Source organism: Emcibacter sp. SYSU 3D8, from assembly GCF_039655875.1.
Lineage (GTDB): Bacteria > Pseudomonadota > Alphaproteobacteria > SMXS01 > SMXS01 > RI-34.
This window is the reverse complement of the sequence record NZ_JBBYXK010000008.1, coordinates 39,972-65,556: the sequence shown is the minus strand read 5'-3', so window position 1 is coordinate 65,556 and position 25,585 is coordinate 39,972. Positions and strand designations below refer to the sequence as shown.

General features: G+C 64.7%; 24 protein-coding genes. 19 read left to right on the top strand and 5 right to left on the bottom strand.

Features of this window, described 5'->3' with window-relative positions:
* Positions 1-172: 172 nt before the first annotated feature.
* Positions 173-1,384 carry a hypothetical protein gene (locus WJU21_RS18955; protein WP_346325040.1) on the top strand — a complete coding sequence of 404 codons (1,212 nt, stop codon included), beginning with the start codon at positions 173-175 and terminating at the stop codon, positions 1,382-1,384.
* 97 nt (positions 1,385-1,481) lie between these two features.
* Here WJU21_RS18955 and WJU21_RS18950 read toward each other — a convergent pair whose 3' ends face one another.
* On the bottom strand, positions 1,482-1,862 hold the full coding sequence (locus tag WJU21_RS18950; RefSeq protein WP_346325039.1) for a hypothetical protein: 381 nt from the start codon (positions 1,860-1,862) through the stop codon (positions 1,482-1,484).
* A gap of 142 nt (positions 1,863-2,004) precedes the next feature.
* Between WJU21_RS18950 and WJU21_RS18945 the strand changes: the two genes are divergently transcribed.
* Positions 2,005-2,244, top strand: coding sequence for a hypothetical protein (locus WJU21_RS18945; protein WP_346325038.1), 240 nt, complete (start codon positions 2,005-2,007; stop codon positions 2,242-2,244).
* On the opposite strand, the gene WJU21_RS18940 is transcribed toward WJU21_RS18945, so the two are convergent.
* Positions 2,234-2,512: a helix-turn-helix transcriptional regulator gene (locus WJU21_RS18940; protein WP_346325037.1), complete on the bottom strand. Its 279-nt coding sequence runs from the start codon at positions 2,510-2,512 to the stop codon at positions 2,234-2,236. The two genes, WJU21_RS18945 and WJU21_RS18940, sit on opposite strands and share 11 nt — an antisense overlap.
* Before the next feature lie 229 nt (positions 2,513-2,741).
* On the opposite strand from WJU21_RS18940, the gene WJU21_RS18935 reads away from it, so the two are divergent.
* The 7 genes from WJU21_RS18935 to WJU21_RS18905 all read left to right on the top strand — a co-directional run bounded on the left by WJU21_RS18935 (position 2,742) and on the right by WJU21_RS18905 (position 7,854).
* A complete protein-coding gene (locus tag WJU21_RS18935; RefSeq protein ID WP_346325036.1) occupies positions 2,742-3,119 on the top strand; it encodes a VRR-NUC domain-containing protein in 378 nt (125 codons plus the stop codon).
* Positions 3,120-3,127: 8 nt separating this feature from the next.
* Complete coding sequence (locus WJU21_RS18930) at positions 3,128-3,535, top strand: hypothetical protein (RefSeq protein WP_346325035.1); 408 nt, start codon at positions 3,128-3,130, stop codon at positions 3,533-3,535.
* An 88-nt stretch (positions 3,536-3,623) separates the two neighbouring features.
* Positions 3,624-4,148, top strand: a complete 525-nt coding sequence (locus tag WJU21_RS18925) for a hypothetical protein (protein ID WP_346325034.1) — start codon at positions 3,624-3,626, stop codon at positions 4,146-4,148.
* A 144-nt stretch (positions 4,149-4,292) separates the two neighbouring features.
* Positions 4,293-5,270: an NADPH:quinone oxidoreductase family protein gene (locus WJU21_RS18920; RefSeq protein WP_346325033.1), complete on the top strand. Its 978-nt coding sequence runs from the start codon at positions 4,293-4,295 to the stop codon at positions 5,268-5,270.
* 21 nt (positions 5,271-5,291) lie between these two features.
* A complete protein-coding gene (locus WJU21_RS18915; RefSeq protein ID WP_346325032.1) occupies positions 5,292-5,801 on the top strand; it encodes a DUF2061 domain-containing protein in 510 nt (169 codons plus the stop codon).
* Positions 5,802-5,836: 35 nt separating this feature from the next.
* Positions 5,837-7,012 carry an aromatic ring-hydroxylating dioxygenase subunit alpha gene (locus tag WJU21_RS18910; RefSeq protein WP_346325031.1) on the top strand — a complete coding sequence of 392 codons (1,176 nt, stop codon included), beginning with the start codon at positions 5,837-5,839 and terminating at the stop codon, positions 7,010-7,012.
* A gap of 128 nt (positions 7,013-7,140) precedes the next feature.
* The gene (locus WJU21_RS18905; protein ID WP_346325030.1) at positions 7,141-7,854 is read left to right on the top strand and encodes a 2OG-Fe(II) oxygenase; all 714 of its coding nucleotides are present in this window, start codon (positions 7,141-7,143) and stop codon (positions 7,852-7,854) included.
* 14 nt (positions 7,855-7,868) lie between these two features.
* Here the strand turns inward: WJU21_RS18905 and WJU21_RS18900 are convergent, their stop codons facing one another.
* Positions 7,869-8,417: a tetratricopeptide repeat protein gene (locus tag WJU21_RS18900; RefSeq protein ID WP_346325029.1), complete on the bottom strand. Its 549-nt coding sequence runs from the start codon at positions 8,415-8,417 to the stop codon at positions 7,869-7,871.
* 68 nt (positions 8,418-8,485) lie between these two features.
* The gene (locus WJU21_RS18895; RefSeq protein ID WP_346325028.1) at positions 8,486-9,667 is read right to left on the bottom strand and encodes an NAD(P)/FAD-dependent oxidoreductase; all 1,182 of its coding nucleotides are present in this window, start codon (positions 9,665-9,667) and stop codon (positions 8,486-8,488) included.
* Positions 9,668-9,864: 197 nt separating this feature from the next.
* Here WJU21_RS18895 and WJU21_RS18890 point away from each other — a divergent pair, with 197 nt between their 5' ends.
* Positions 9,865-10,305 (top strand): DUF4112 domain-containing protein, encoded by a 441-nt coding sequence (locus WJU21_RS18890; protein ID WP_346325027.1) that lies wholly within the window; start codon positions 9,865-9,867, stop codon positions 10,303-10,305.
* On the top strand, positions 10,302-10,640 hold the full coding sequence (locus WJU21_RS18885) for a hypothetical protein (RefSeq protein WP_346325026.1): 339 nt from the start codon (positions 10,302-10,304) through the stop codon (positions 10,638-10,640). The genes WJU21_RS18890 and WJU21_RS18885 overlap by 4 nt, the downstream gene beginning before the upstream one ends.
* Positions 10,641-10,735: 95 nt before the next feature.
* Here the strand turns inward: WJU21_RS18885 and epsC are convergent, their stop codons facing one another.
* On the bottom strand, positions 10,736-11,734 hold the full coding sequence (gene epsC / locus WJU21_RS18880) for a serine O-acetyltransferase EpsC (protein ID WP_346325025.1): 999 nt from the start codon (positions 11,732-11,734) through the stop codon (positions 10,736-10,738).
* Positions 11,735-11,953: 219 nt separating this feature from the next.
* Here epsC and WJU21_RS18875 point away from each other — a divergent pair, with 219 nt between their 5' ends.
* The 8 genes from WJU21_RS18875 to WJU21_RS18840 all read left to right on the top strand — a co-directional run bounded on the left by WJU21_RS18875 (position 11,954) and on the right by WJU21_RS18840 (position 25,428).
* Positions 11,954-12,388 (top strand): MbcA/ParS/Xre antitoxin family protein, encoded by a 435-nt coding sequence (locus WJU21_RS18875; RefSeq protein WP_346325024.1) that lies wholly within the window; start codon positions 11,954-11,956, stop codon positions 12,386-12,388.
* Positions 12,385-13,074 (top strand): RES family NAD+ phosphorylase, encoded by a 690-nt coding sequence (locus WJU21_RS18870; RefSeq protein WP_346325023.1) that lies wholly within the window; start codon positions 12,385-12,387, stop codon positions 13,072-13,074. The genes WJU21_RS18875 and WJU21_RS18870 overlap by 4 nt, the downstream gene beginning before the upstream one ends.
* A gap of 67 nt (positions 13,075-13,141) precedes the next feature.
* A complete protein-coding gene (locus WJU21_RS18865) occupies positions 13,142-13,516 on the top strand; it encodes a metalloregulator ArsR/SmtB family transcription factor (protein ID WP_346325022.1) in 375 nt (124 codons plus the stop codon).
* Entirely contained in the window at positions 13,513-13,965 is a 453-nt protein-coding gene (locus tag WJU21_RS18860) for an ArsI/CadI family heavy metal resistance metalloenzyme (RefSeq protein WP_346325021.1), read from the top strand. The genes WJU21_RS18865 and WJU21_RS18860 overlap by 4 nt, the downstream gene beginning before the upstream one ends.
* An 11-nt stretch (positions 13,966-13,976) precedes the next feature.
* Positions 13,977-14,489 (top strand): arsenate reductase ArsC, encoded by a 513-nt coding sequence (locus WJU21_RS18855; RefSeq protein WP_346325020.1) that lies wholly within the window; start codon positions 13,977-13,979, stop codon positions 14,487-14,489.
* A 29-nt stretch (positions 14,490-14,518) separates the two neighbouring features.
* Positions 14,519-15,184, top strand: a complete 666-nt coding sequence (locus tag WJU21_RS18850) for an MIP/aquaporin family protein (protein ID WP_346325019.1) — start codon at positions 14,519-14,521, stop codon at positions 15,182-15,184.
* A gap of 461 nt (positions 15,185-15,645) precedes the next feature.
* Positions 15,646-20,160 (top strand): autotransporter domain-containing protein, encoded by a 4,515-nt coding sequence (locus tag WJU21_RS18845; RefSeq protein ID WP_346325018.1) that lies wholly within the window; start codon positions 15,646-15,648, stop codon positions 20,158-20,160.
* A gap of 435 nt (positions 20,161-20,595) precedes the next feature.
* Complete coding sequence (locus WJU21_RS18840) at positions 20,596-25,428, top strand: autotransporter outer membrane beta-barrel domain-containing protein (RefSeq protein ID WP_346325017.1); 4,833 nt, start codon at positions 20,596-20,598, stop codon at positions 25,426-25,428.
* Positions 25,429-25,585 lie beyond the last annotated feature (157 nt).

Here is a 25,585-nt window from a genome sequence, read left to right as displayed (position 1 = left end):
TGTGGGCGGGTTTGGGGGGGGGGGGGGGTGTGGGTGGGGGGGGGGGGGGGGGGGGGGGGGGGGGGGGGGGGGGGGGGGGGGCCCCCCCCCCCCCCACGAAAGCCGCGGGGGCAGAAGGTTCTGGGCGAACGTCGCCAAGGTCATGTTGTTTGTGATCGTGCTCCGGAATGGAATGGCGTTCGTGACGGCCGGCGTACCGCAACTGCTCGACGCCTATGACATCGCCACCGGCGACGCAGCCCTTGGTGTCGCCGTGTTGCGGCCACTGAACAATGGGCGGGAACTGGAGATAATCGGCGGCATCACCTACGGCCTGACGGAAAAGGTCGCGAAGGAGGCCAAGGCGCTTCCGGCTCTCCGGACGATACACCTGAACAGTCCGGGCGGACGCGTGACGGAGGCCGAGATGCTCCGCGCCTTCATCCGGGATCACGGCTACGATACCTACATCTCGACCGAATGTGTGTCGGCCTGTTCGACGGCATTCCTCGGGGGCGTGCGCCGCTTCCTTCATCCCAACGCCAGAATAGGATTTCACGTCCCCTCCGTGGCAGGTGCGACCGAGAGAGACCGTAAGGCGGCGGAGGGGTATGCGGTCGCCGACGCGGTAAAATGGGGCGTCGATCCCCGCTTCGCGGAGAAGGCCTTTGCCACCAGACACGATGACATGTGGTATCCCGATGCGTCAGAGGCGCTCGCAGCTCATGTCGTGACCGACGTCTCCGACGGCGGATTGGCGTTTTCCGGACTGTCCGCTTCGCCAGACCGGGTGGCAGTCGCGCAATTCCTCAAGACCAGCGAAATCTATCTCGCCATTGCTGCTGCGCATCCCGGTGTGTTCGACCGACTCGTCGACCTGTTCCTCGACGGTGCGATAAAGGGCACGCCGGAAGTCGAGTTGTACGATGCGTCGGGCCAAATCGTGCATGACCTCTACGAGGCGCGGCTGGTTGCGGCATCAGACGCCTTGCTGTTGCGCTGGATGGAATTGCAGACGGCGATCATCCAGGCGGCCATGCAGGCGGATCCGCAGTCCTGCCAGGCAGAGGTGACGGCTCACGGTGCGCCCGACCAGGAGTCCCCGGATGCATCGGAGGCGCTGTCGCAGTGGAAACACGATGTCCTCCTTGAGGTGCTGAGGCATGAGCATGACGTCAAGCCTGTCACCTGGAATCAGGCGGCGGCGGTATCCGAGACGTTCTGGGATGCCGTCGAGGCGCGTCATGGCGGGGCGGTCGTGCCTATGATCGAACGGCTGAACATCGTGGACGACCCACTGCCCGAGAGTTGCAAGGCAGCACTGATCGTCTACGAGACGGTAGCGCGAATGCCGGCGCGACAGGGTGCGATGCTCATTCGCTGGTTGATCACCCCCGTCGGTTGATCCGCGAAAAAAAATCGCGGCTGCGGAACTATCGGGGTTCCACCGAGTTTTCCTGATATCCCTCCCCTGGGATACCGCACACGCGGTGACTTCCTGACTAACCGCTTTCCGCGCGGAAACGGTTCGGGCGCCCGGAATCCCCCCTCCTGGGCGCCCAACTTTTTTCTGAACCCCACATCACCTGCCGGCATTCCGTGGCAAAGCGCCAGGCTTGGGGATCAACCGTGCACGCGGCATCGTCTCCCAGCATGACCGTCTGCCAGGCACCGCGCAGCGATGCAGCCTCGTGTTCTGTCGGGGTGCGCGGGGCGAGGCGGATCAGGCTGATCATGATGTCGAACTGGTTACCGTGTTCATCACGCCATGCGAAACCGCCCCGGCAACGCGAGGAGCCCCCGGACTCGGACCACGGGTCGCTGCCGCCGGTATCGTGGCGCAGCCGGGCGACGGCGGATCGGGTTGCGTGGGCGTCGTCCATCGGGATGCTCCTTTAGGGTCATTGCGAGAAGCCAACGCCCGGTTATGCCGGCCCATAAATAAAATAATAAATAGTTATATTTGTTGTCGCATCTTAGCGATCGCATTATAAAAAGTTCATGGTTTGTTCGGGGAGCGCCGGATTGATCGATCAGTCGCTGCTGGCGCAGCGAGGTGCCCGGTTGCTGGCGGTCACACATCTGGGCAGGGCGGTCGCAGCCTGGCATGACCTGGAGCCCCGCGCTGTGCTGGATGACGCGGCGCGCTTTGCCGGCGGGCAGTCGCTGACCGACGTGCCGGCGGAGATGCTCAAGCCGGTCATGGACTATCTGTGCGGGCGGCTGCTGGTGCCCGTGCCCTGCCATCGTCAGGCTAACCACTGATTTCAAGAATCCTTTGGTGCAGTCCCAAGGGCAATCCCGCCTGCTCGCCGAAATACAGATAATCGACCGTAGCGCCGGTGAGTTGGCGAATGCGGCCCAGGGTTTCCGGCTGGGGATAGCTCTCGGCGCGTTCATATTTCCGGTAGGCGGCTTCCTCGATGCCGAGCGCCTGGGCGAAGGCGCGGCGCGAGGCATAGCCGCAGGCTTCCCGGACCAGCCGAAGTCGTTCGGCGAATCCGGAGAGCTGGTCGAGGACGGTCCTGGTCATTTTCGGATCTGCATAAATACCGGTAATGGCTGGACAATCCCCTTACACGATAGGCGGTATAATTAAAAGTTATATTCTGCGCTGGCACGGCGTGGACGACGCCTGGCACGAAGCGCAGCGCGACCCTCCGCGCCGCGCGGTGGTCAGGCGCCGCCGCCGAGCCGCCGGGGCCGGTCGTGCCCACTCCCCACGTCCGGCTCCGGCCACCTCTTTTGCCGAAGGATCATGAATGCCCGATACACACGAGACGCGCGAAACCCGGCTGCACCGGGAGGCGGTGGACCTGCTGACCTTTCTGGAGCGTCAGGAGCGGCTGACCTGGCTGCATCCGGCGGACGGGCTGGCCCTGTCCGGAAGCGAGCGCGAGCGGCTGGCCGCCATTGCGCGGTTCCGCCGCCTGGGCATGCGCGGCGGCGTGCCGGACCTGATCGTGGCGGCACGGGGCGGATTGACCGGCTGGGTCGAACTCAAGACCGGCGGCGGCCGGCTGTCGCGGGCGCAGGCGGGATGGTCCGACGGATTGCGCCGACTGGGCCACAATCACAAGGTGGTTCGGGATATGGATGGGCTGGTCGCCATGCTGCGCGGTCTGGGCGTCATGGTCTGAGGCGGGCGATGACGGCGAAACGCAATATGAGCCAGGAGCATCGCCGCTACCTGGCCGGACGGCTGATGCAGATGGCGGGTTCCGGCCGCACACAAGGCCAGGCGGGCCGGGCCATGGGCCTGACGCCGCGGGTGACCGGCCTGATCTGCCGGCAATACGGCATCGAATTCCTGGCGATCGGCCTCAGGCGGCGGACCGAGCCGGCGCCGCGCATGGCCGCGCCCGAACTGCAGGCGGCAGTGGACGTCTTGCGGCGGCACCATGCACCGGTCTGCGCCGAGGCGACCATCCGCCGGCCCCACATGGTGCCACGGCCCTATACCGCGCGGACCCTCTTCCGGGTCGGCGATCAATGGGCCGTGACCGCGGGCGAGGTCATTCGCATGGCGGCTGCACTAGATCGCGAAACCGCCTGATCCCCTGTTCATGATTGCTTCGATGGAGACCTGCATGGCGAGACGCGGCCGACCCCGGGACCCGAACGCAAAACGGCGCCAGACAACAATGGCCGGGCGTATGCCCGGCGCCGATCACGGCACCCTTCTGACGCAGATGCGCCGGGCCGAAGCCGTCGGCGCCAGGGTGCTGCTGGTGGAGGACGGCAAGGTGGTGGCGGATGTGGACCCGGCGTTGTCGGGTTCGCAACTCGCCATCCTGTTGGCGCGCGGAGCGATCGGCCGGCAGCATTTCGATGCGGGTGAACGGTACCAGCAATTGGCATGGGCGGCCTATGGACGCCCCTTTGCCCGGGCCGTCGACATCGCAAGGCCGCGCGGCGATATGCCGGCGGGCGAGGGTGTCGTCGCATCGGACAGCGACGACCGGCGGCGCAGCGGCGCCAGGAAAGCGCTGGCGCGGGTTGATTCGCAGCTCGCGGCGCTGGGGGCCGGACGGCTGCAAGCGGTGAAGCAGACGTGCCAGTTCGACATGCCGCCGCCGGCTGCGGCGGTGCCGCTGCTGGCCGCCGGGCTTGACGCGCTGGCGGCCCTGTGGGGGATGGGCGGGCCACGCCGCCGAACTGGCGCCTGACGCGGCATGCGGCCTCTGTAGCGCACCCACAATAGGACCGGCGCGGCGCGCTCGTCTGCGCGCTTGCTCCCGCCGCCGCCGCCGCATAGGCTGCGCGCCGAATGACCGGGCGGTCGCCCGGATGACGATATGCAGGAGATGCGAATGCGGGCCTGGCGGGCGGAGAGTTTCGGGGAAGCAGTTGATGTGTTGCGGCTGGTCGATGCACCGATCCCCGAGCCGAAGGGTGCACAGATCCAGGTAAAGGTGTCGGCGGCGGGCGTTGGCCTGCCAGACGTGCTGATGATCCGTGGCAACTATCCCGCCGTAGCGGCGCCGCCGGTGACGCCTGGCCAGGAAGTGGTCGGCGTGGTGACGGCCGTTGGGCCCGACGCCGACGTGAAGGTGGGCGAGCGGGTCATGACCTCGACCCAGTTCGCGGCGGGCGCGGGCGGGTTCGCCGATTACACGCTGGCCTCGTCGACCTCGGCCATGACGATCCCGAAGAATTTCAGCGACGAGGAAGCCGCAGGCTTTTACGTGCCCTATCACACCGGCTATGTCGGCCTGATCCAGCGGGGCCAGCTCCAGGCAGGCGAGACGCTGCTGGTGCTGGGCGGCGCGGGCTCGTCGGGCTCGGCGGCGATCATGCTGGGCAAGGCTTACGGCGCGACCGTGATCGCCACCGCCAGTAATGCCGAAAAGGCCGAATTCTGCAGGAAACTCGGCGCCGACCACGTCGTGAATTACGCGGAGCAGCCGATCCACAAGGCGGTGCGCGAGATTACCGGCAACAAGGGCGCCAATCTGGTCTATGACCCGGTGGGCGGCAGCGCCTACGCGGCCGCGACCAAGTGCATCGCCCAGCACGGGCGCATCGTGCTGATCGGCTATGGCAGCGGCGAATGGGCCAAGATCGACCCGCTGCATGTGGTGCTGAAGTCCTATTCCGTCGTTGGCGGGTTCGCCGGCGCACGTACCACCGAGGAAGTCCGCGCCCATCACGCCGAACTGGTGCAGCTTGCCGAAGCGGGCAAGATCGGCGTGCCGATCGACCGGGTGTATCCGTTTGACGAGGTGCCCCAGGCCATCGACCGGCTGGCCAAGGGCGAGATGCTGGGCAAGGTCGTGGTGACAGCATAACCACGCGCCATGGCGCCTAAATTGGGCACACCACGCTTGCATCTGCACGAAGCGCTGCCGGAAAAGCGCTGGCGCAGCATCGTCAAGGCCATCTCCTGGCGGATCATCGGCTCGCTGGACACGCTGGTGCTGTCCTATGTGGTCATGGCGTACATCTTTCCGTGGCTGGGTCTCGACGCGGGGGTCGCCAAGCGCGACATGCTGAACACAGCCGGCTATATCGCGCTGGCCGAGATCGTCACCAAGATCGGCCTGTTCTACCTGCATGAGCGAGCCTGGGTTCATGTGCCCTGGAACGTCACCACAAATGCCAGGGGCGGGAAACGCGAGGGCATGGGCCGGTCGGCGGCGAAGACCTTTTCCTGGCGTGTTCTGGCCAGTGCGGATACGGCACTGTTGGCATTCCTGTTCACCGGGACCGTCGGCGCGGCGCTGACCATCGGTGGTCTCGAGGTGTGGACCAAGCTCGCGCTGTTTTTCGTTCATGAGCGGATCTGGCAGCGTATCCCCATAGGCTATCACGCGGTATAACGGGCGCTGGATATACCTGCCGGTAACAGAGAGCCATGGACCGTTTCGAAGATTATAATCACATTGCCGACCGCCTCGCCGACCATGCGCGGAGCGGCACCACGGATTCCGCCCCCGGCGTGATGCGCATGCCCGCCTCCTATTACCTGGATCCGGCATTGTGGACGCTGGAGGTGGAGCGCATCTTCAAGCGGCTGCCGCTGCTGCTTGCCTTTACCGGCGAGTTGCGCCAGCCGGGCCGCTACAAGGCCACGAAGGTGGTCGGCGTGCCGGTGGTGATGATCCGGGGCCGCGACGGCGTGGTGCGGGCGTTCATGAATGTCTGCCGCCACCGGGGCGCGCGGGTGATGGAGGAAGGCAGCGGCAAAAGCGTGCGCATGGTCTGCCCCTATCACGCCTGGGCCTATGACGACCGTGGTTCCTTGGTGAAGGTGGCGGACCCCGACAAATTCGGCGATTTCGACGTGGACGGCGAGGGGCTGACCGAGCTGCCCTGCGCCGAGGTGGCCGGGATGATCCTGGTCAGCCTGACGCCGGGCGCGGTGATCGACGTCGATGCCTGGCTGGGCGGCTTCCGCGAGGAGCTGGAGAAGCTGGAGATGGACAAATGGGAGGTGGTCGCCTCCCAGCAACTCGAGACCGCCAACTGGAAGCTGGCCCATGACGGCTATGTGGACGGCTATCATATCGCATCGCTGCACCCGAAGACCATCGCTGTGTTTTCCCAGTCCAACGTGCTGACCTACGACGCGTTCGGCCCGCATCAGCGGATCGGCTTCGCCCATCACGACATCCTGCCGGTGACCGGCAAGCCGGCAGCCGAGCGCAAGCTGAACGACGGGCTGACGGTAATCCGCACCTTGTTTCCCCATGTGTCATTGGCGGTGCGCCATGGCGAGGGCGGCGTGGTGTCGCAGCTGTTTCCCGGCGATCGGCACGACCGGTCGGTAACGACCCAGGTTTTCCTCGCGGCAAAGGCGCCGGAGACCGAGGAGGAAAAAGCCATGTTCGACGCGCGGACCAAGCTGCTTCACGACGTGGTGAAATACGAGGATTACGCAACGGTCGATGGCGTGCAGGAAGGCCTGGCGTCCGGCGCGATCCCGGACGTGATCTTCGGCCGGAATGAAGTGGGTAACCAGCGGCTGCACCAGTGGATCGCCTATTATTCGCGCGCGAGCCAGGATCCTGCGGACCAGCCGACCTTATAGAGTGTTTCTGTTGAGCCGGGCCATTCCGCTCCACGACGCGTGCACCGTCACGAGATTGTACCGCAAGCAGCGAGGTGGCATCCGCCGGGCCGCGCTGTAGGCTTTGCGCTTCAGGAGATGGAGCCATCATGACCCGATCGCTTTCCCACCGCGTCGCGGCGCTGGACTGGCCGCGCATCCGGTGCGATCTGGATGAACAGGGCTGGGCGTTGGTGACCGGCATTCTCGCCGCGCCGGAATGCGCGTCGCTGGCCGGGCTTTACGATGACGATGGACGGTTCCGCAAACAGGTGAACATGCAACGGCACGGCTACGGAAGGGGCGAGTACAAATATTTCGCCTATCCGCTGCCGGACAAGATCGCGGCATTGCGAACGGCGCTTTATGCGCCGCTGGCGGCGATCGCCAACGACTGGTCGGCGGCGCTGCGGACCGACACCCGCTTTCCGCCGGCGCATGCGGCGTTCCTGGATCGATGCCATCTGGCCGGCCAGCAACGGCCAACCCCCTTGCTGCTCCGTTACGGGGAAGGGGACTTCAACCATCTGCACCAGGATCTGTACGGCGAGCATGTGTTCCCGTTGCAGGCGGCGTTTCTGTTGTCACGGCCAGGCGTGGATTTCACCGGCGGTGAGTTTGTGCTGACCGAGCAGCGGCCGCGTATGCAGTCGCGGGTCGACGTCGTGCCACTGGAGCAAGGCGACGCGGTGATCTTTGCGGTCAACCAGCATCCGGTGCAGGGCGCGCGCGGCGTCTATCGTGCGGTCATGCGCCACGGTGTCAGCCGATTGCGCTCGGGCGGTCGCTTTACGCTGGGTGTGATCTTTCACGACGCGGCCTGACCGGCGCCGTTCTCTCAGTTCAGCGTTCCGCCGAGCCGCTTGTTGAGAGATGTTACTGCCTCGCGCAGACTTTGGAGGTGGGGATGGATGCGCAGCGCCTCCTCGAATGCGACGAGCGCACCGGCCTCGTCGCCGCGGCGCAGGCAAATCTGGCCGTAGCCGGACAGCGCGCCGAAGTGACGGGGCTCGAGCTTCAGGGTCTGGATGATGTCGGCAACGCTATCATCGTCGCGGTCCATCAGGAACAGCAAGGTGGCGCGCTTGTTCCAGGCCTCGGCCCACAGCGGGAACGACGCGGTCAGGCGGTCGAGTTCGCGTTCGGCCACTTCAAAGGAGGCGGCGTGCATCATGCGCAGTGCCCGGCCCATGGCATCGACCGCATCGGGGTGCGGATGGGACGTCCAGGCGCTCCAGATCATGCTCTCGGTGTCGTCGACCGCACGCGGCGACGGGTCGGCCGCCAGGTCGGCGAAAAGCGAATCGAGCAGGCGCGGCAAGCCACCGGCCGGTTTGCGATCGGGTGCGGTGACGATCAGATCGATGACCTGACGGTAAAGATCCATCGTTATGTCTCCCCACGCTTCACGGCTGCAAGGCTACTCCTGCGCGTGTCCCGAGAACAGCCATAGCGTCATGCGGCCTGTCCGGCGCTCCAGCCTGACGACCAGGCCCACTGGAAATTGAACCCGCCTAGCCAGCCGGTGACGTCGACGGCCTCGCCGATGAAGAACAGGCCCGGGACCGTCCTGGCCTGCATGGTTCTGGAATCCAGGCCGTTCGTGTCGATGCCGCCGGCCGTGACCTCGGCGGTGCGATAGCCTTCGGTTCCGGCAGGAACGATCCGCCAGTCGTTGATGGCGCCCTCGATCTGACGCAGACGCTTGTCGGACAAGTCGGCGATGTTGCCGGCGATACCCTCGCGGTCGGTGATGGCCTGGGCAAGGCGTTTGGGCAGCAGCGCCGCAAGGGCCGTATGGGGCGCCTGGCGGCCATTGGCGGCGCGGGCGGCGCGTAGCTCGCCAAACACATCGGTGCCGGGCAACAGGCTGACGGCGACCTCCTCGCCAGGCTTCCAGTATGACGATATCTGCAGAATGGCAGGGCCGCTGAGGCCGCGGTGGGTGAACAGCAACGCTTCGTCGAACCGGGTCTTGCCGCAGCGGACCGAGGCCGCATCGACGGCAACGCCGGCCAGCGGCTTCAGCCGTTCCAGCATGGCGTGATCGAAGGTCAGCGGCACCAGCGCCGGGCGCGTCGGGACGATGCCGATGCCGAATTGCCGGGCGATGTCGTAGGCGAGGCCGGTGGCGCCCATTTTCGGGATCGACAGCCCGCCGCTGGCCACGACCACGGAACTGCAGCGCACGGCGCCGCCCGGCAAGGCAACGGTGAAGCCATCGGCGTCCCTGTCGATGCCCGAGACGGGGGTGGCGAGGCGAAGCTCGGCGCCGCGGCGCGTCATCTCCTTCACCAGCAGGTCTATGATCTGCTGCGACGAGCCGTCACAGAACAACTGGCCCAGCGTCTTTTCGTGCCAGGCGATGCCGTGCCGGTCGACCAGGGTAATGAAATCGTGCTGGGTGAAACGGCGCAGCGCCGAGATGCAGAAGCGCGGATTTTCCGAAATGTAGTTCGCCGGTCCGGCGTTCAGGTTGGTGAAGTTGCAGCGTCCGCCGCCGGAGATGCGGATTTTCTCGCCGGGCGCGCGTGCGTGTTCGATGACCACGACCGACCGGCCGCGTTTGCCGGCCTCGGCCGCGCACATCATGCCGGCGGCCCCGGCGCCGATGACGATGACGTCGACCTGTTGCACCCGGATCTCCCTGGAAACGAGCGCCTGTATAGCCGGATGTCCCCATAGATGACAGAGGCGAGACCTTGAATCCGTCCCGCGAATTGCCATTTGTGAACTTACTGGGTCCGGGCCCCTCTGGCGGTTCAGTGAATCGCGATGTCGGACTCTTCCACCTGACGGACGCAGCCGTGTCCGAATTCTGGGAGTCGCCCCAAATGGCTTTCGCCGGATCTGCTCATTACCAGGCTTATGAAGACGACGCGCATCCCCATGTTGCGGCGCGCGCGCGGCTCGACGTCCTCGCCCGCCTGATGGACAATGCGTTCGTCATTCCGGGCACCGGCATTGGCGTCGGCGCCGATGCGCTGCTCAACATAGTTCCGGGTGCGGGCACGTTGCTGGCGACCGGCGTATCGGCGTATCTGGTGTGGGAGGCGCGTCAGCTTGGCGCACCGCGTATGCTGCTGGCGAAAATGGCCGGCAATGTCGGTCTCGATGCCGTGATCAGCATGGTGCCCCTGGTTGGCTGGGTGGGTGACGTGTTCTTCCGCGCCAATGTGCGCAACGTCAAGCTGCTGCAGGATCATCTGGACAAGCTGGCCCGGCTGAAGGCCGAGGACGGCTCGATCACCACGTCGTGGCAGGTGGTGAAGTGAAGATCTTCATCTGGATCGTGGCGATGATCGTGCTGGTGCCGTGGAGCGGCGCGGTCTGGCTGTCCTATGCGCTGGTGGATATCTCCGGTGACTGGGTTTCCGGCAACGCAGACCTGCTGGCTGCCGAACCGCAAGTGGTCGAAACGGTGTCATGGCTCGGCCGGACGCTTGCGGGCGTGGGCGAGACGGTGATCATCGTGATCTGGTCGCTGGGCGTATTGAGTATTTCGGTGATCGCGTGGGGGCTTTGCAGGCTGGTCGACTACAACCGGCGCACGACGTCCCTGCAATGGCATCCGGACGACCCGCGCGCCACTGCCCAGCGCATTCCATAACGCCGGGACATGATCTGGCCGCTCGGCCGTGACACGGTTTCCGGCCACGCAGCGCGAGGCATGCTTGTCCCGCAGTCCCCGGAAGGCCTGGAGCGTCAGTCCTGCTGTGCGTCGTCCTTGCGGGCGCAAACGTCATAGAGCAGCGCGCAGTCGTTGCGCATCTGCGCCTGGGTGACGTTGCTGCCGGGCGGCACGCTCTGGGTCAGCCAGACATTGCCGCCGATGACCGATCCGGCGCCGATGGTGATGCGGCCCAGTATGGTCGCGCCTGAATAGATCACGACGTCGTCCTCGACGATCGGGTGGCGCGGAATACCCTTGATCAGCGCACCGTTCTCGTCGGCGGGGAAGCTCTTGGCCCCCAGGGTCACCATCTGATAGAGCCGCACCCGGTCGCCGATGATGGCGGTCTGGCCGACCACGACGCCGGTGCCATGGTCGATGAAGAAGCTCTCGCCGATTTCAGCCGCCGGATGGATATCGATGCCGGTGTTCGAATGGGCAATCTCGGTAATCAGGCGCGCGGGCAGCGTGGCGCCGAGGCGGTAGAGCGCATGGGCGACGCGGTAATGGATCACCGCCGCCATGCCTGGAAAGCAGACGAGAATCTCCGACAGGCTGGTGGCCGACGGGTCGCCCCGGAATGCCGCATGCAGGTCCGAGACCAGCATGTCGCGGATGGCGGGCAGCAGGTCGCCGAATTCGCGGACGATGCGGGATGCGCGCTGACGGATATTCTCGTCGCTGTCATTGTCGTGGTCGGTCGAGAACATCAAGCCGCGGCGCACCTGCTCGGCGAGAACCGTGAACGCACCGTTGAGCGTGCTGCCGACGTAGTAGTCCATGCTGTCGCTGGTCAGGTCGGCGCGGCCGTAATGGGTCGGGAACAGGGCGGCGGAAATCTGCTCCATGACCTGGGAGACGCTGGCGCGGTCGGGCAACTCGCTGATTCTGCCGCGGAAGCGGATATTGTTCCTGATCTCACGAGACTCGCGCAGGCCGGCGACGATGCCGTCCAGGTTCCAGTCCTGCGGGGACGTCCCTTGCGAGCTCGCCCGGGGCGCACGATCCGTGGTCTTGATCTTCGCTGACATGGCGGTTTCCGGCACATGAAAAAACGCCCGGTCGCGTCAATGAACCGGGCTCACTGGTTGGCATTGATGTTACCGGAGATAGCCCAAAGGCCGCTAGAGGCAATATCGAGGCGCTGTTTCCGGCCGGCGCAGGCCGGCACGCAGCCTGTGCAGTTTGGCGCGCCCCACGCTTGACGAATTCAAAACAGGATAATATATACTCCGTATCAGGAGAATATGATGCAGCCACTGCACTATCCCGACAGCCGTCACGATCCGTCGCCGCTTGTCGACCTGACCGCGCGTGCCGAACGGGAGCGGCTGAGCCCTTCGGCCGTGAAGGCATTTTTCAACATCATGGAACGCTGGTCGGTGCGCGACGAAGACGCGCGGGCTTTGCTGGGCGGCATGTCCAACGGTCCCTATTACGAGCTGAAGAAAACCGGGAGGCGGGTGCTGGACGCGGACCGGCTGACCCGCATTTCCTATCTCGTCGGCATCTTCAAGGCGCTGAACATCCTCTATTCCGAGAACCTTGCCGATGCCTGGGTCGCGCTGCCCAACAACAACCGGATATTCGGCGGCAGAACGCCGCTGGATTTCATGTGCCGGGGCGGCGTTCCAGCGTTGCAGACCGTGCGGCGCCTGCTGGACGCCAGGCGAGGCGGCGCGTGAGGCTGCCGCCGACCACGGCAATCCGGCAAAACGATACCCACCGCCTGATCCCGTCCCGCTACAGCGATGGTGGCGACAGCGTATTGGCGCGGATCGCCGACAGCGACGTTCACCTCCAGGACATCTTCGACCTCGATCACGCCACCAATGACCGCCTGCAGGCCGAGAACGACCGGCTCCCCGGCATCGGCATCCGCGAACTGGTGTTCAGCGTGCCGAACTACCGCATCGTCAACGCGGCATTCTGCCATCCGCATCCGTTGGGCAGCCGGTTCAACGGGCCGGAGCGCGGGGCGTGGTATGCGGCATTCGATCTGGCAACGGCGCAGGACGAGATCGTCTTCCACAAGGGGCTGGAGCTCGCCGAGATCGGCGGCTGGCGCGAAACCGTGACCTATGACGACTATCTGGCGGATTTCGGCGGTACGTATCATGACCTTCGCGGCGCCGATGACCACGCCGATTGCCTGGCGCCGGAGTCCTACCTGGCGTCGCAGGCGCTGGCCGAGGTCCTGCTGGAGAGCGGGGCGCCGGGCATAATCTATCCCAGTGTGCGCCGGCGACGCGGCACATGCATCGCCTGTTTCCGGCCGGCCATGGTCGCCAATGTGCGCAAGGCGGAGCGCTGGAGCTTTGCCTGGGATGGTGCGGGCGCGGTCACGGTCACCGAGCAGCGCCCGGGCTGAATGCGTTCCGGGCGCAATTGGCTGCTTGACATCAATCCGTTATTTCGGCAATTGTAGAAATATGGAAATGGAACTGGCAATTCAGGCACTTTCGGCGCTGGCGCAGGACAGCCGGCTGCGGATATTCCGGCTACTGGTCCGCCAGGGGCCGGACGGCATGGCGGCGGGCGATATCGCCCGCGAACTGGACCTTCCGGCCAGCACCCTGTCGACGCATCTTTCGGTCCTGGCAAACGCCGCTCTCGTGAGGTCGGCCCGGCATAGCCGGTCGATCGTCTATACGGCGGACATGACCGCCATGCGGGATCTGCTCGGTTTCCTGGTGGAAGATTGCTGCCAGGGACGGCCGGAATTCTGCTCGCCGCTGCTCGACAGCGTCGTCGCCGGCTGTGCCGAGCCCTCGGATTGCTGCACCCCCTCTGACAATGGAACAGTTCAATGAAACGCTTTCACGTCAATCTCGCCGTCACCGACCTTGACCAGTCGATCCGCTTCTACTCCAACCTGTTCGCCGCCGATCCCGATGTGGTGAAGGCCGACTATGCCAAATGGATGCTGGAGGATCCGCGGGTGAATTTCGCCATTACCACGCGCGGCGAACACAAGGGCATCGACCATCTGGGCATCCAGGTGGAGAACGCCGGCGAACTGGGCGAGGTCTACGGACGGCTCAGCCAGGCGGGCCGCCCGCTGCTCGATCAGGGCGAGACCACCTGCTGCTATGCGAAGTCGGAGAAGACCTGGATCCGCGATCCCGAGGGCATTGCCTGGGAGACGTTCCTGACCACCGGCGAAAGCCCGGTCTATGGTGAGGACATCTCCGGCGACGACGCACCAAAGTCGTCCTGTTGTGCTCCGGCGGCAAACGCGGCCGCAGCCAGCTGCTGCTGAGGAGAACCTCGATGGGGGACCAGTCCACTTATAATGTGCTGTTTCTGTGCACCGGCAATTCATGCCGGTCGATCATGGCCGAAGCGATCATGAACCGGGAAGGCATGGGACGTTTCCGGGCGTTCAGCGCGGGCAGCGATCCCAAGGGTGAAGTGCATCCCCATGCGCTCGCGCTGCTGTCCTCGCTCAACCATCCGACCGGCGATCTGCGCTCCAAGTCGTGGAGCGAGTTCGCCGAGCCGGGGGCGCCGGTTCTGGATTTCGTCTTCACCGTCTGCGACAACGCCGCCAACGAGGTGTGTCCGGTCTGGCCCGGCCAGCCCATGACGGCCCATTGGGGTATTCCCGATCCTGCGGCTGCCGAAGGCTCCGAGGCGGAGATCCGCGTCGCTTTTGCAGAAACCTACCGGATGCTGGTGAGCAGGATATCGATCTTCGTCAATCTGCCGATGCGGTCGCTGGACCGGCTGACACTGCAGAGGCGTCTCGACGAGATCGGGCGGACGCTGCCGGAAGTATCCTGAGTGACTGCCGCAGCGGCCGGGGGCCTGACATGACATTACCGCGGCGCCTCGTCGCCGAGGCGCTGGGGACGGCGCTTCTGCTTGCCATCGTCATCGGCTCCGGCGTGATGGGGGATAGGCTTGCCGGGGGCAACGATGCCATCGCCCTGCTGGGCAATACATTGTCGACGGGTGCGGGGCTGGCCGTCCTGATCACCATTTTCGGGCCGGTATCCGGCGCGCACCTCAATCCGGCGGTCAGCCTGGTATTCGCGCTCAAGCGCGAGCTGCCGCCGGTGACGGCGCTGCTTTACGTGGCTGCGCAGGCGGCTGGCGCGGTCGCTGGTGTGTGGGCGGCCCACCTGATGTTCGATCTGCCGGTGCTGCAGGAATCGATCAAGCTGCGGGCGGGTCCGGCGCAGGCCTTCTCGGAATTCGTCGCGACATTCGGCCTGCTGATCACGATTCTCGGCACGGTGCGGTTCCGGCCCGATTACACGGCAACGGCCGTCGGACTCTATATCACCTCGGCCTACTGGTTTACCGCATCGACCTCGTTCGCGAACCCGGCGGTCACTGTCGCGCGCAGCCTGTCCGACACGTTTGCGGGGATTGCGCCATCTTCGGTGCCATTTTTCCTGGGCGCGCAAATTACCGGTGCGATCACCGCCATGCTGGTCATGCAATGGATGCTCAGAGGCACCCGCCCGGCCTGATTTCCTGAAAAATTATCCGCCGCCGCAGCGCCGACTCGGCAAGGTCTGGCGCGGGGCTTGCGGACGACACACTCCCACCATACCTCCTGGATCGTCACCGAGCGGCACCGGAAAAATTCTGGCTGCCGGCGATCGTGACGGGCGGCGCATTTTCGCCGCAAGAGCGTCGCAAAGGTGGAGAGAATTGTACATGAATAAAATGTTGTTCCGTTAGTGGAACTTCTGGCGCGTTCGCGCGCTTCTCTCGAACAGCAGGGATATCGGGTGCAGGGATCTAGCCGGCAGTGGTAATCTATTACACGATAATATTACGATAACGTATTGATAATAAGTCACAATTTGTTTTACGAGAGTGCATTTTTTTTGTGGCGAAGGACCAACCTGCATCTATGTTTTGTGAAAATGACCGTACAGCCCGGTTTCAATCAATCCATTGGGGTTATTAGCAAAAGGGAGCTCCCATGAAGCGCTTGGATAACAAGCTTAAAATCTCTGTCTCGTTGCTTGCGTTGATGAGTGGCGGAGCGCTGATCGCCTCCTCTGCCCACGCCGTGACAATCTCGGGCGAGCAGAACGCGGTGGTGATCACCACCGATATTTCCGACCTGACCGTTGATAGCACCGGCGACGTGTCGCCCGGCGGTATCCTCGTGCAGGGCGCGGTCGCCGGATCGGTGATGAACAACGGCGTCATCGAGTTCATCGACACGCCCTCGGCCGGCGACGCCGACTACGTGATTGCCGACGCGGTAGGCCTCGAAGTGTGGGGCGACATCGGCGGCAACTTCAGCAACACCAAGACGATCATCGCCACCGCCGACGCCTCGGTCAGCGTCATCGGCGATTTTTCCGGCGACCCGTCGATCTCCGAAGACGCGCCCTCGGGCGCCGAAGCCTATGCCGGCGGTGTGTCGCTGGGTAATGTCGATGGCAGCATCAGCAATGCCGGCACCATCACGGCGAATGCAACCGCGGATGCCTCGTCGGACATCACGGCTGATTCCGCCAAGGGCAGCTCGGACATCGATGGCGGCTCGCAAACCTATGCCGCAGCCTATGGTGTCGAGGGTACGCTTGACGAAGGCGATTTCACCAACACCAAGGACGGCGCCATCAAGGCGACCGCCACCGCCTCCAGCGACGTGACCGCCGACGTGTCCGGCACCAGCGCCACGCTGTTCAATGTCGACGATGTCGATGCAGAAGCGTTCGCCCTGGGTGTCGCGCTCGACGGCGGCGGCGATGCCATCGCCAATGACGGCTCGATCGCCGCGGCAGCCAGCGCAACCTCGGTGTTCAACGGCACCGCGACCGCGGGAACGGACGACGCCCTCATCGGCGGCGAAGATTTCGGTGTTGTCGCCGATGCCGTCAGCGTCGGGCTCTATATCGGTGACGACGCAACCAGCGTCAGCAACACCGGCAGCGTGACCGCCGATGCAAAAGCCTCGGGGACCCTGAATGCCGATGTGGACGGCGCCGGAACCGGTGAGATCTTCGGTGATAACGGGGTCTATGCCGACGCCTATGGCATCGAAGTCGATGGCGGCCTTGCCTCGTTCGCCAATTCCGGCACCGTGACCGCCAACGGCACCTCGACCCTGGCGATCGACGCGATCGCGACGGGTGACGACGGCGCCACCGTGGTCCTCGACAACCAGGTCGGCGGCGAGAGCTTCGGCGTGATCATCGATAGTCTGGACGGTCCGTTCAGCAACTCGGGGGCAATCTCCTCGACCAACTCGGCCGACCTCAAGATCATCGCCGATGCCGGGGCCGCGGATGTGGCGCCGGGCATGATCGTGTCGGGCAGCTTCGTGAAGGCGGACGCCTGGGGCGTGCTGATCGACGATTTCGACGGCAGCTTCACCAACGCCAAGGATGGCAAGATCACAGCCGATGCCTCGGCCACCTCTTCCATCGACCTGGCCGCGACCGGCGCGACGGCGGCGGCATCGGACGGCGTCGCCGTTGCCGATACCATCACCATGGCCAACGCCATCGGCGTTTCCCTGAACGGTGGCGAGGACACGGAAGAAGATCCCGACACCAACAGCGTGACCAACGCCGGCAGCATCTCGGCGACCGCCAAGGCGACCTCGACGGCGACCGCGTCGGGCACCTCGACCGGTACCGATGCCAGCGGCGTCGGCGTCAGCAACAGCCTTACCGGCGCACTGGCTATCGGCCTGCTCGACATGGGCGATGCGACGGGCTTCGACAATTCGGGCTCGATCACCGCAACGGCCACGGCCTCGCACACCGCTACCCTGACGGGCGACGGTGATATCGACAGCGTGGCCTCGAACGGCGGCACTCTCTATGCGGCGGCGGTTGGCGCGGCGTTCGTGGAACCGATCGACGGCAACGTCTCCAATTCCGGCACCATTTCGGCGTCGGCAACGGGCACCTACGATATCGACCTGGCCTCGGACAATGCCGATGATCTGGGCGACATCAGCTCGTCGAACCTGGCGGGCGTGGCGGCGGTTGGCCTCTACGCCGACATCGAGGCGCCGGCGGACTCCAAGGATCCCGCCAGCACCTTCACCAACAGCGGCACGATCAGCGCCACCGGCAACCTGACGATCGACGTTACCCAGCCGGCGGCAACCAAGGACGTGACGCCGGACCAGGAAACGCTGGGCGGTCTCGTCGTGGCCGGTGCGGTGGTGGCGGGCGATCCGTCGACCGTGACCAACAGCGGCACCATCTCGGCGACGGGTTCGCTGACCACGACCGGCATCGCCGGCGAGGACAGCGGCACGGCGGCAGGCGTGGTCGGCCTCTGGCTGCCCGATGCCGACGACGGACTGGTGGTGAACAACAGCGGCAAGATCACGGCCGAACTCAGCGGCAATGCCGATGATTCGGCGGCGGTCGGCCTGTTGCTCGGCCCGCTGCCCGACGGCTTGCTCGACGGCTTGCTCGACGGCCTGATCGGCGAGGACTCGGTTCTTCCCGCCGAAGTGTTGCTGCCGCTGGCGGAAGGAGACGGCGACGCCGAAGCCCTCGCAGCCGGCGTGATCACCGTCAACAACACCGGCACCATCTCGGGGATCAACAAGTCCGAGGGCGGCCTGGGTTACGGCATCTTCGCCGAAACCGCGCCGGTTCCGGTGGTGATCAACCAGATGGGCGGCACGATCGAAGGCACCACGGCGGCGATCGCCATGGACCAGGGCAACGCGGACACGCTGAACTGGTCGGGCGGCACCATCAAGGGGCTGGTCGACGCGGACAGCGCCGACGTGGTCAATGTCATCCAGGCACAGGACAAGGACGGCAAGGGCGTCGCCACCACGGTGACAGCCGGCACCGACTTCACCCTTGAAGGCGCGGGCGAGTTCAACATCGGCAACAAGGGCGCACCCGTCACCTTCGTGATGAACGGCCTTGCCACCAATGTGGCCGAGACGAACCTGAACACCGACGGCAAGCTCGTCGTCGGCCCGACCGGCAAGATCGATACCGGCACGTTCAACCAGAACGACGGCAGCACCCTGGTGATCCAGTTCAACCCGACAAAGGCCGGCCTGATCACCACCACCGGCGACTTCAATGCTGACGGCACCCTGCAGACGCAGGCGCTGGCCGGACTTTACGGCGACAAGGGCAGCCACATCGTGATCGATGCGGGCGGCGTGGTCGCGGGCAAGTTCGACAGTGTCGGCGCCGTGGGCGACACCTTGCTGATCGACTTCACGACCGTGGTCAATCCGTCGGATGTCACCGTATCATGGGAGCGCAACGGCTTCGACGAGGTCGACGGTCTGAGCGACAATTCCAAGTCGGTGGCCGGCGTGATCGAGGATACCTACGATCCCAGCCGTCCGCCGTCAAAGAACACGCCGGAGCTGAACGATCAGCTCGGTGGCCTGTTCACGCTCACCGACGCCGGCCTGTATGACCGGGTGCTGAACTCGTGGTCGGGTTCGGAGCACGCCCAGGTCATGCGCGCGGCGACCAACCTGTCCGAGCCCTACCTGATGGCGCTTGGCGAGCACCTGAACGACAACCGCAACACGGGCTTCAAGCAGCAGAAGGTGGTGCAGCTTCTGCCCAAGGGTTCGACCTCGATCGCACCGGCTTCGTCGGTCGGCCAGTCGGGCGCCGAGGACAGCCGCCTGTCGTTCTGGGGCCGTGGTTTCGGTCGCTGGGCCAGCACGCGGGGCGATGCCAATGCCGACGGGTATGACGAAGATACCTACGGCGCCGTGCTCGGTATGGACTTCAACCTGTCGCCGACATTCCTGGTCGGCGTGGTCGGCAGCTATATCGACGACAGCATCGACTTCGATGACAACGATCGCGCCAGCATCAAGCGCTGGAGCATCGGCGGCTACGCATCGGCCACATGGGACGCCTTCTACGTGGACGGCTCGTTCACCTATGCCAGCGACAACTACAAGGTGGACCGCACCATCCTCACCGGCGGCGCTGCCTGCCTGGCCTACAACTGCACCGCCGACGCCTCGTCCAAATACGGCGGCGACGGCTGGATCGTCCATGCGGAATCCGGCTTCAACTGGTTGCTGGGCGAAACCGCAAGGCTGCAGCCGTTCGCGGGCCTGAACTACACCAGCATCGACCACAACGGTTTCTCGGAAACCGGTGGCGGCGATCTGGGTCTGGTCGGGGTCGACGGCACCGGCAAGTCGCTGCAGTCGCGTCTCGGCGCCCGTCTGTCGGGTGAATGGGGTTCGGGCAACGTGAAATGGGTGCCTGAGGTCCGTGCCGAGTGGCGGCACGAGTTCAAGGACAACCCGGCGTGGATCGAGGCCTCGCTCGTGGGCCTGCCGAGCCAGTCGTTCACGACTGGCGGCTCCCAGGTCGGCCGTGACATGGCCGTGGTGGGCGCGGGCATCTCGGCCCAGTTCCAGGGCGGTTGGGGCCTGTTCTTCGACTATCAAGGCGCGTTCAGCTCTGGCTACAACAGCCACATCGCGCAGGGCGGAGTCCGCGTCAAGTTCTGACGCGGTCAACACGGAGAACCGGCGGGCACCTCGGCTCCCGCCCGCCGGCACCTCCAAAATAGCAGCAGCAGCAAGGGCACGGCGCACCGTCATTTACGGTGCGCCGTGTTCGCGTGTGGCGGGGGAGTGCGTGAGAACAGCCATATCATCCCCGGCGGAGTTCGGGTAAGGTGCTGACTTCGATAACCGGAACCGTGCGGCCATAACCAGCTCCACTGGAACCAAACGGAACCGGATACGTCGCAGACACGGCGCCCTCGCAAGGGGGCGCCGTGTTTCGTCGTGACCGCTGAAAGTGCGTCTTTCGTGCCACACCTGGCAAAAACAATCCCGATAAACCGAAGTCGAAACAATTCCGATTGCGGTGCAGCGGAGGGGATGCATTATGCTGCCAACGCACAAATCAGTTGCTGCCGGATTGCTGGAGGAAAAGCATTGTCCAAGTTCAATAAGAAGTTGCAAATTTCTGTATCGCTCGCGGCGCTGATGTGCGGAGGCGCGGCTTGGTCCACGCCGGCGCTCGCGCTCACGATCACGGGCTCGCAGGATTCCGTCATCATCAACGCGGACGTCGACGGTGACCTGATCGTCGCCACCGGCGCGGTGGTCAGCCCCGACGGCATGGAGGTCTATGCCGATGTCAGCGGCGACGTGCTCAACAACGGGTTGATCGAGACGCTGGTGAGCATCACCGCGACCGAATCCACCAGCTTCAATGCCGCGGCCACCGGGCTCAATCTCAGCGGCACGATCGAGGGCGATTTCGTCAACAATGGCATCATCAGTGCCGAGGCCGTGGCCGCCGTGGACATCGTTGTCACGGACGACGGCAGCTATTCCAACTATGTCGTTGCTTCCGCCACGGGCGTGGATATTGACGATGTCGCCGGCGACGTGACCAATAACGGCACCATATCGGCGGTTGCCACCGCCGACCTGCTGTTCGGGTTCGGCACCGCCGCCAACCCGGTGCAGACCGCCGTCGTTTCCGACACTGTCCGGGCCTATGCAACCGGGCTCTATATCTCGGACTTCTCGGGTTCGGTCAGCAACACGTCCTCGCTGTCGCTCAGCGCGACGGCCACCGCCGCGGCGGCCTATGACATCGTTGCCGATGATGCCGGCGCCTATGTGTATCTGGGCACCGATGACCCGATGGTGGTTGCCGCGAGCGCGACGGGACTTTATGTCAGCGGCAGCAACTACGATCTCGACAATTCGGGCTCGATCTCCGCGGATGCGTCCGCTGGGCTCGCCGTCGGCGTCGACGCGACGGCATCGGACGATCAGGCCTATGTGGCACTGGACACGAATGTCGATGCCTATGCCAATGGCGTAGAAGCGAGAAACACGCTCACCGATTTTACCAATTCGGGCGCCATCACGGCGACCGCCTCTGCCCTGGCGGTCGAGACCCTGACGGCGGATGCGCAGACCTCGGCGACCATCTATGCGTATAACCAGGTCGACGCAGACGCCTCGGCGGCCAACATCCAGAACCTGCAGGGCGACTTCACCAATTCGGGCACGATCTCGGCCACGGCCATGGCCGGCCTTGATTTGATCGCCGACGCCTTCAGCGCCGATTCCGACGCCTTTGTTGGCCAGAACGGCGGTTCTTCTGACCGGATCCAAGCCTATGCCAACGGTCTCGAGATTCAGACCCTTGACGGCACCTTGAGCAATGGCGTGGACGGGGTGATTTCGGCATCGGCCGTTGCCTCCGCCAGCTATGACCTGAATGCCGTCGGGACGGCGGCAATTGCCAATGTGGGGCTGCAACGGGTCACTGCTGACGCGACCGCGCTGTATACCAACAATGGCATCCATGATTTTGTCAATTCCGGCACCGTCTCGGCGGAAGCTGCCGCTTCCTTCGACGCCACGTTGGCTGCGACCGCCACCGTTGGCGAGGCGAATATCCAGATGGATGGTGATCAGGTTGGCGCCTGGGCCTATGACAGTTGGCTGGACAACGTGACCAGCTTCGACAATTCGGGCACCTTCACGGCAACCGCTACGGTGACGTCGACGGAAAACCTGACCGCCAATGGCGTGACGGGCGCCAGCATCGACATCGACAATGGTGTGTATGCGTCGGCCTGGGGACCCTGGATCGACAATTTCGAGGGTGATTACACCAACAGCGGCACCATTTCGGCCGTTGCCTCGGCCAGCCTCGCCGTGACCGCGGCGGCGACGGATGTCTCGTCCAGCGCCAATATCGATGTCGATGACGATCTGTGGACCGGTGTGTGGGGCGCCAGCGTCCGCCATGCGAACGGCAGGATCTCCAACGAGGCCGACGGCACCATTCTGGCCGACGCCAGTCATACGGCCAGCTACGATCTGACCGCGACAGGCCCGGTGAGCACTGTCGACGTCAACAGAATCGAGCAGCAGGCACAGGCCTGGGGCGTGGAAGTGGACAGCAGCGGCGAGTTCGATATCGTCAATGCGGGCGGCATCGCGGCCAATGCCTCGGTGTCCCTGATGGTCGACGCCGCCGCGTTCGGCACCACGGGCTCGGCTTCGGCATATCTCAACGATATCGACCAGACGGCGACGGCCTATGGCATGCTGCTGGACGGCACTGTAACCGGGCTGGACAATTCCGGCACGATCTCGGCAACGGCGTCGGCGACCCTGGTGGAAAACGTCTCCGCCAGTGGCGAGACGACCGCATCGGTGACCATCGATAACGATGTCGCGGTTCTGGCAATGGGCGTGGCCTTCGAAAACCAAGTCGAAGGCGACATCACCAATTCCGGCACGATCTCGGCCACAGCATCGGCCTCGGTCGATGTGACCGCCAGCGCCAGCGCCGGCGACGAGGCGGGCAATGTGTCGGTCTCGAACCAGGCACGTGTCCTGGCAATCGGCGTGAGCGCGGACTTCACCACGCCGGAAGAAGGCTCACTGCATACCTTCACCAATTCCGGCACCCTGATGGCCAGCGCCTCGCTGAGCCTCACCGACAATGTTGATGCCGTCGACGCATCTCAGGCCGCGGCGTCGACCCTGGGGACGTCGGCAACAGTGACCGCGATCGGTGGCGTCCTGTCGGGCGGGATCGACACGGTCGTGAACAGCGGCACCATCTCGGCCACGGCGGACGCGCAGAATGTTGCGAGAGCCTTCGCCATCGGCCTGGCATTGCCGGACGCTTCGGCAGGCATGCTGATCAACAACAGCGGCACGATCAGCGCCTCGGTGACTGGCAGTGCCGATCAGTCGGCCGCCGTCGCCCTGTTGCTGGCGCCGGTGATCGAAGTGACCACCAGTGAGCCTGGCGGCAACCAGATCGCCAACCAGGTGCCCGAGAATGACATCACCGTGACCAATAGCGGGACGATTTCGGCCACCAACGAGGCCGGCGGTTCCGCCATCGCCGTTGACGCCACGTTCGCGTCGGTACCGCTGATCGTCAACCAGCAGGGCGGCGAGATTTCGGGCAAGACCGCGATCGCCATGGACCAGGGCAACGACGACACGCTGAACTGGACGGGCGGCGCGATCCACGGCCTGGTGGATGCGGATGCGCTGGACGTGGTGAACGTGTTCACCGGCACCGGCACGCCGGCTGACGGGACGGTCACCGCCGACGCCGACTTCACCCTCGACGGCGCCGGCGCCCTGAACATCGGCAGGGACGACACGGCTGTCACTTTCGTGATGAACGGCACCGTGCAGAATACCGGCGCAGCGAACCTGAACAAGAACGCGTCGCTGGTGATGGGCACGACCGGTTCGATTGCCGTCGATACGTTCACGATGGACCCGGACAGCACCCTGACCTTCATCTTCAACCCCACCGACGCCGGGATCATCACCACGACCGGTGATGCGAATATCGACGGCACGCTGGGCGCCGTGGCGCTGCCTGGCCTTTACGGCGATAACGGCAGCCACATCGTGATCGAAACCGTGGGCGATGTTGTCGGCACGTTCGACAATGTGAACATCCTGGGCGACACGCTGCTGCTGGATTTCTCGGCAGTGGTGAACGAGCAGGACGTGACCATCTCGTGGAAGCGGAACGCCTTCAACACGGTGCCGGGCCTGACCATCAACTCGACCTCGGTCGCGACGGCGCTGGAGGATGGCTACGATCCGACGCGCGTGCCCTCGGCCAATGGTCCCGAACTGAACAGCATCCTGTCGGCCATGTTCACCCTGACCGATCCGGCGAAGTATGACCGGGTGCTGAACTCGTGGTCGGGTTCCGAGCATGCCCAGGTAATGCGGGCCGCGGCGAACCTGTCCGAGCCCTATCACATGGCCCTGTCCGAGCACCTGAACGACATTCGTCACACGGGCGGCGCGGACGGCCAGGTCGTGATGCTGCGTCCCAAGGGATCGTCCAACTCCATCGCGCCGCTGTCGGCGGCCGGTGCGTCGGGCGCCGACGAATCCCGCTTCGCATTCTGGGGCCGTGCCTTCGGCCGCTGGTCGAGCACCCGCGGCGACGTGGAAGCGACCGGTTATGACGAAGAGACCTTTGGCGCCGTCCTGGGCGCCGATTTCCAGGTCTCGCAGAACGTGACGGTCGGCCTGGTTACCGGCTACATGGACGACAAGCTGGACTTCGACGATGGCGATCTGGGCAAGATCAAGCGCTGGACCATCGGCGGTTACCTGTCCGCCACGGTCGACCAGTTCTATGTCGACGGCTCGCTGACCTATGCCAGCGACAGCTATCGCGTGAACCGGACGATCCAGTACGGCGACACGACGTGCCTGGGCTTCAACTGCACCACCGGTGCCTCATCGAAGTATGACGGCGACGGCCTGATGAGTCATGTGGAAGCGGGCTATCTGTTCGAACTGGGCAACGGCGCCGCGCTGCGTCCGTTCGCCGGCCTGAACTATTCGGGCGTCGACGCGGATCCGTTCTCGGAAGCGGGCGGCGGCGATCTGGGCCTCGATATCCTCGATGGTACCGGCAAGTCGTTCCAGTCGCGCCTCGGTGCGCGTCTGTCGGGTGTCTGGGGCGAAGGTTCGACCAAGTGGATCCCCGAGTTGCGGGCCGAATGGCGTCATGAGTTCAAGGATGATCCGTCGTGGATCGTGGCGAACCTGAACGGTCTGCCGAACGAGCCGTTCACCGCCATCGGTTCCAAGGTGACCAAGGACCTCGCGGTTGTCGGCGCCGGTGTGACCGCGCTGATGAGCAACGGCGTGGGCGTGTTCTTCGACTACCAGGGCGCGTTTGGCTCTGGTTATCACAGCCATGCCATCCAGGGCGGCGTGCGCGTAAAGTTCTGAGGCTCGGAAACTCCTCAGAAACAGTGCCTCGGGAGAAGGATGCGTCCTTGTCCCGGCGGCGCTGAAGCAGCAAGAAGCGAGGACACGGCGCATCCTGTATGATGCGCCGTGTCTTTGTTTGAGCCGTGGATCGGATGCGCCGCACACCGGGCTGGAA

Excerpts from the sequence above, each read along its gene's own strand:
- epsC (WP_346325025.1), bottom strand. The coding sequence starts at position 11,734 with ATGTCAGCGAAGATCAAGACCACGGATCGTGCGCCCCGGGCGAGCTCG.
- WJU21_RS18910 (WP_346325031.1), top strand. The coding sequence starts at position 5,837 with ATGGACCGTTTCGAAGATTATAATCACATTGCCGACCGCCTCGCCGAC.
- WJU21_RS18890 (WP_346325027.1), top strand. The coding sequence starts at position 9,865 with ATGGCTTTCGCCGGATCTGCTCATTACCAGGCTTATGAAGACGACGCG.
- WJU21_RS18920 (WP_346325033.1), top strand. The coding sequence starts at position 4,293 with ATGCGGGCCTGGCGGGCGGAGAGTTTCGGGGAAGCAGTTGATGTGTTG.
- WJU21_RS18930 (WP_346325035.1), top strand. The coding sequence starts at position 3,128 with ATGACGGCGAAACGCAATATGAGCCAGGAGCATCGCCGCTACCTGGCC.
- WJU21_RS18855 (WP_346325020.1), top strand. The coding sequence starts at position 13,977 with ATGGGGGACCAGTCCACTTATAATGTGCTGTTTCTGTGCACCGGCAAT.
- WJU21_RS18905 (WP_346325030.1), top strand. The coding sequence starts at position 7,141 with ATGACCCGATCGCTTTCCCACCGCGTCGCGGCGCTGGACTGGCCGCGC.
- WJU21_RS18950 (WP_346325039.1), bottom strand. The coding sequence starts at position 1,862 with ATGGACGACGCCCACGCAACCCGATCCGCCGTCGCCCGGCTGCGCCAC.
- WJU21_RS18865 (WP_346325022.1), top strand. The coding sequence starts at position 13,142 with ATGGAACTGGCAATTCAGGCACTTTCGGCGCTGGCGCAGGACAGCCGG.
- WJU21_RS18955 (WP_346325040.1), top strand. The coding sequence starts at position 173 with ATGGCGTTCGTGACGGCCGGCGTACCGCAACTGCTCGACGCCTATGAC.
- WJU21_RS18900 (WP_346325029.1), bottom strand. The coding sequence starts at position 8,417 with ATGGATCTTTACCGTCAGGTCATCGATCTGATCGTCACCGCACCCGAT.
- WJU21_RS18860 (WP_346325021.1), top strand. The coding sequence starts at position 13,513 with ATGAAACGCTTTCACGTCAATCTCGCCGTCACCGACCTTGACCAGTCG.
- WJU21_RS18845 (WP_346325018.1), top strand. The coding sequence starts at position 15,646 with ATGAAGCGCTTGGATAACAAGCTTAAAATCTCTGTCTCGTTGCTTGCG.
- WJU21_RS18850 (WP_346325019.1), top strand. The coding sequence starts at position 14,519 with ATGACATTACCGCGGCGCCTCGTCGCCGAGGCGCTGGGGACGGCGCTT.
- WJU21_RS18935 (WP_346325036.1), top strand. The coding sequence starts at position 2,742 with ATGCCCGATACACACGAGACGCGCGAAACCCGGCTGCACCGGGAGGCG.
- WJU21_RS18875 (WP_346325024.1), top strand. The coding sequence starts at position 11,954 with ATGCAGCCACTGCACTATCCCGACAGCCGTCACGATCCGTCGCCGCTT.
- WJU21_RS18940 (WP_346325037.1), bottom strand. The coding sequence starts at position 2,512 with ATGACCAGGACCGTCCTCGACCAGCTCTCCGGATTCGCCGAACGACTT.
- WJU21_RS18925 (WP_346325034.1), top strand. The coding sequence starts at position 3,624 with ATGGCCGGGCGTATGCCCGGCGCCGATCACGGCACCCTTCTGACGCAG.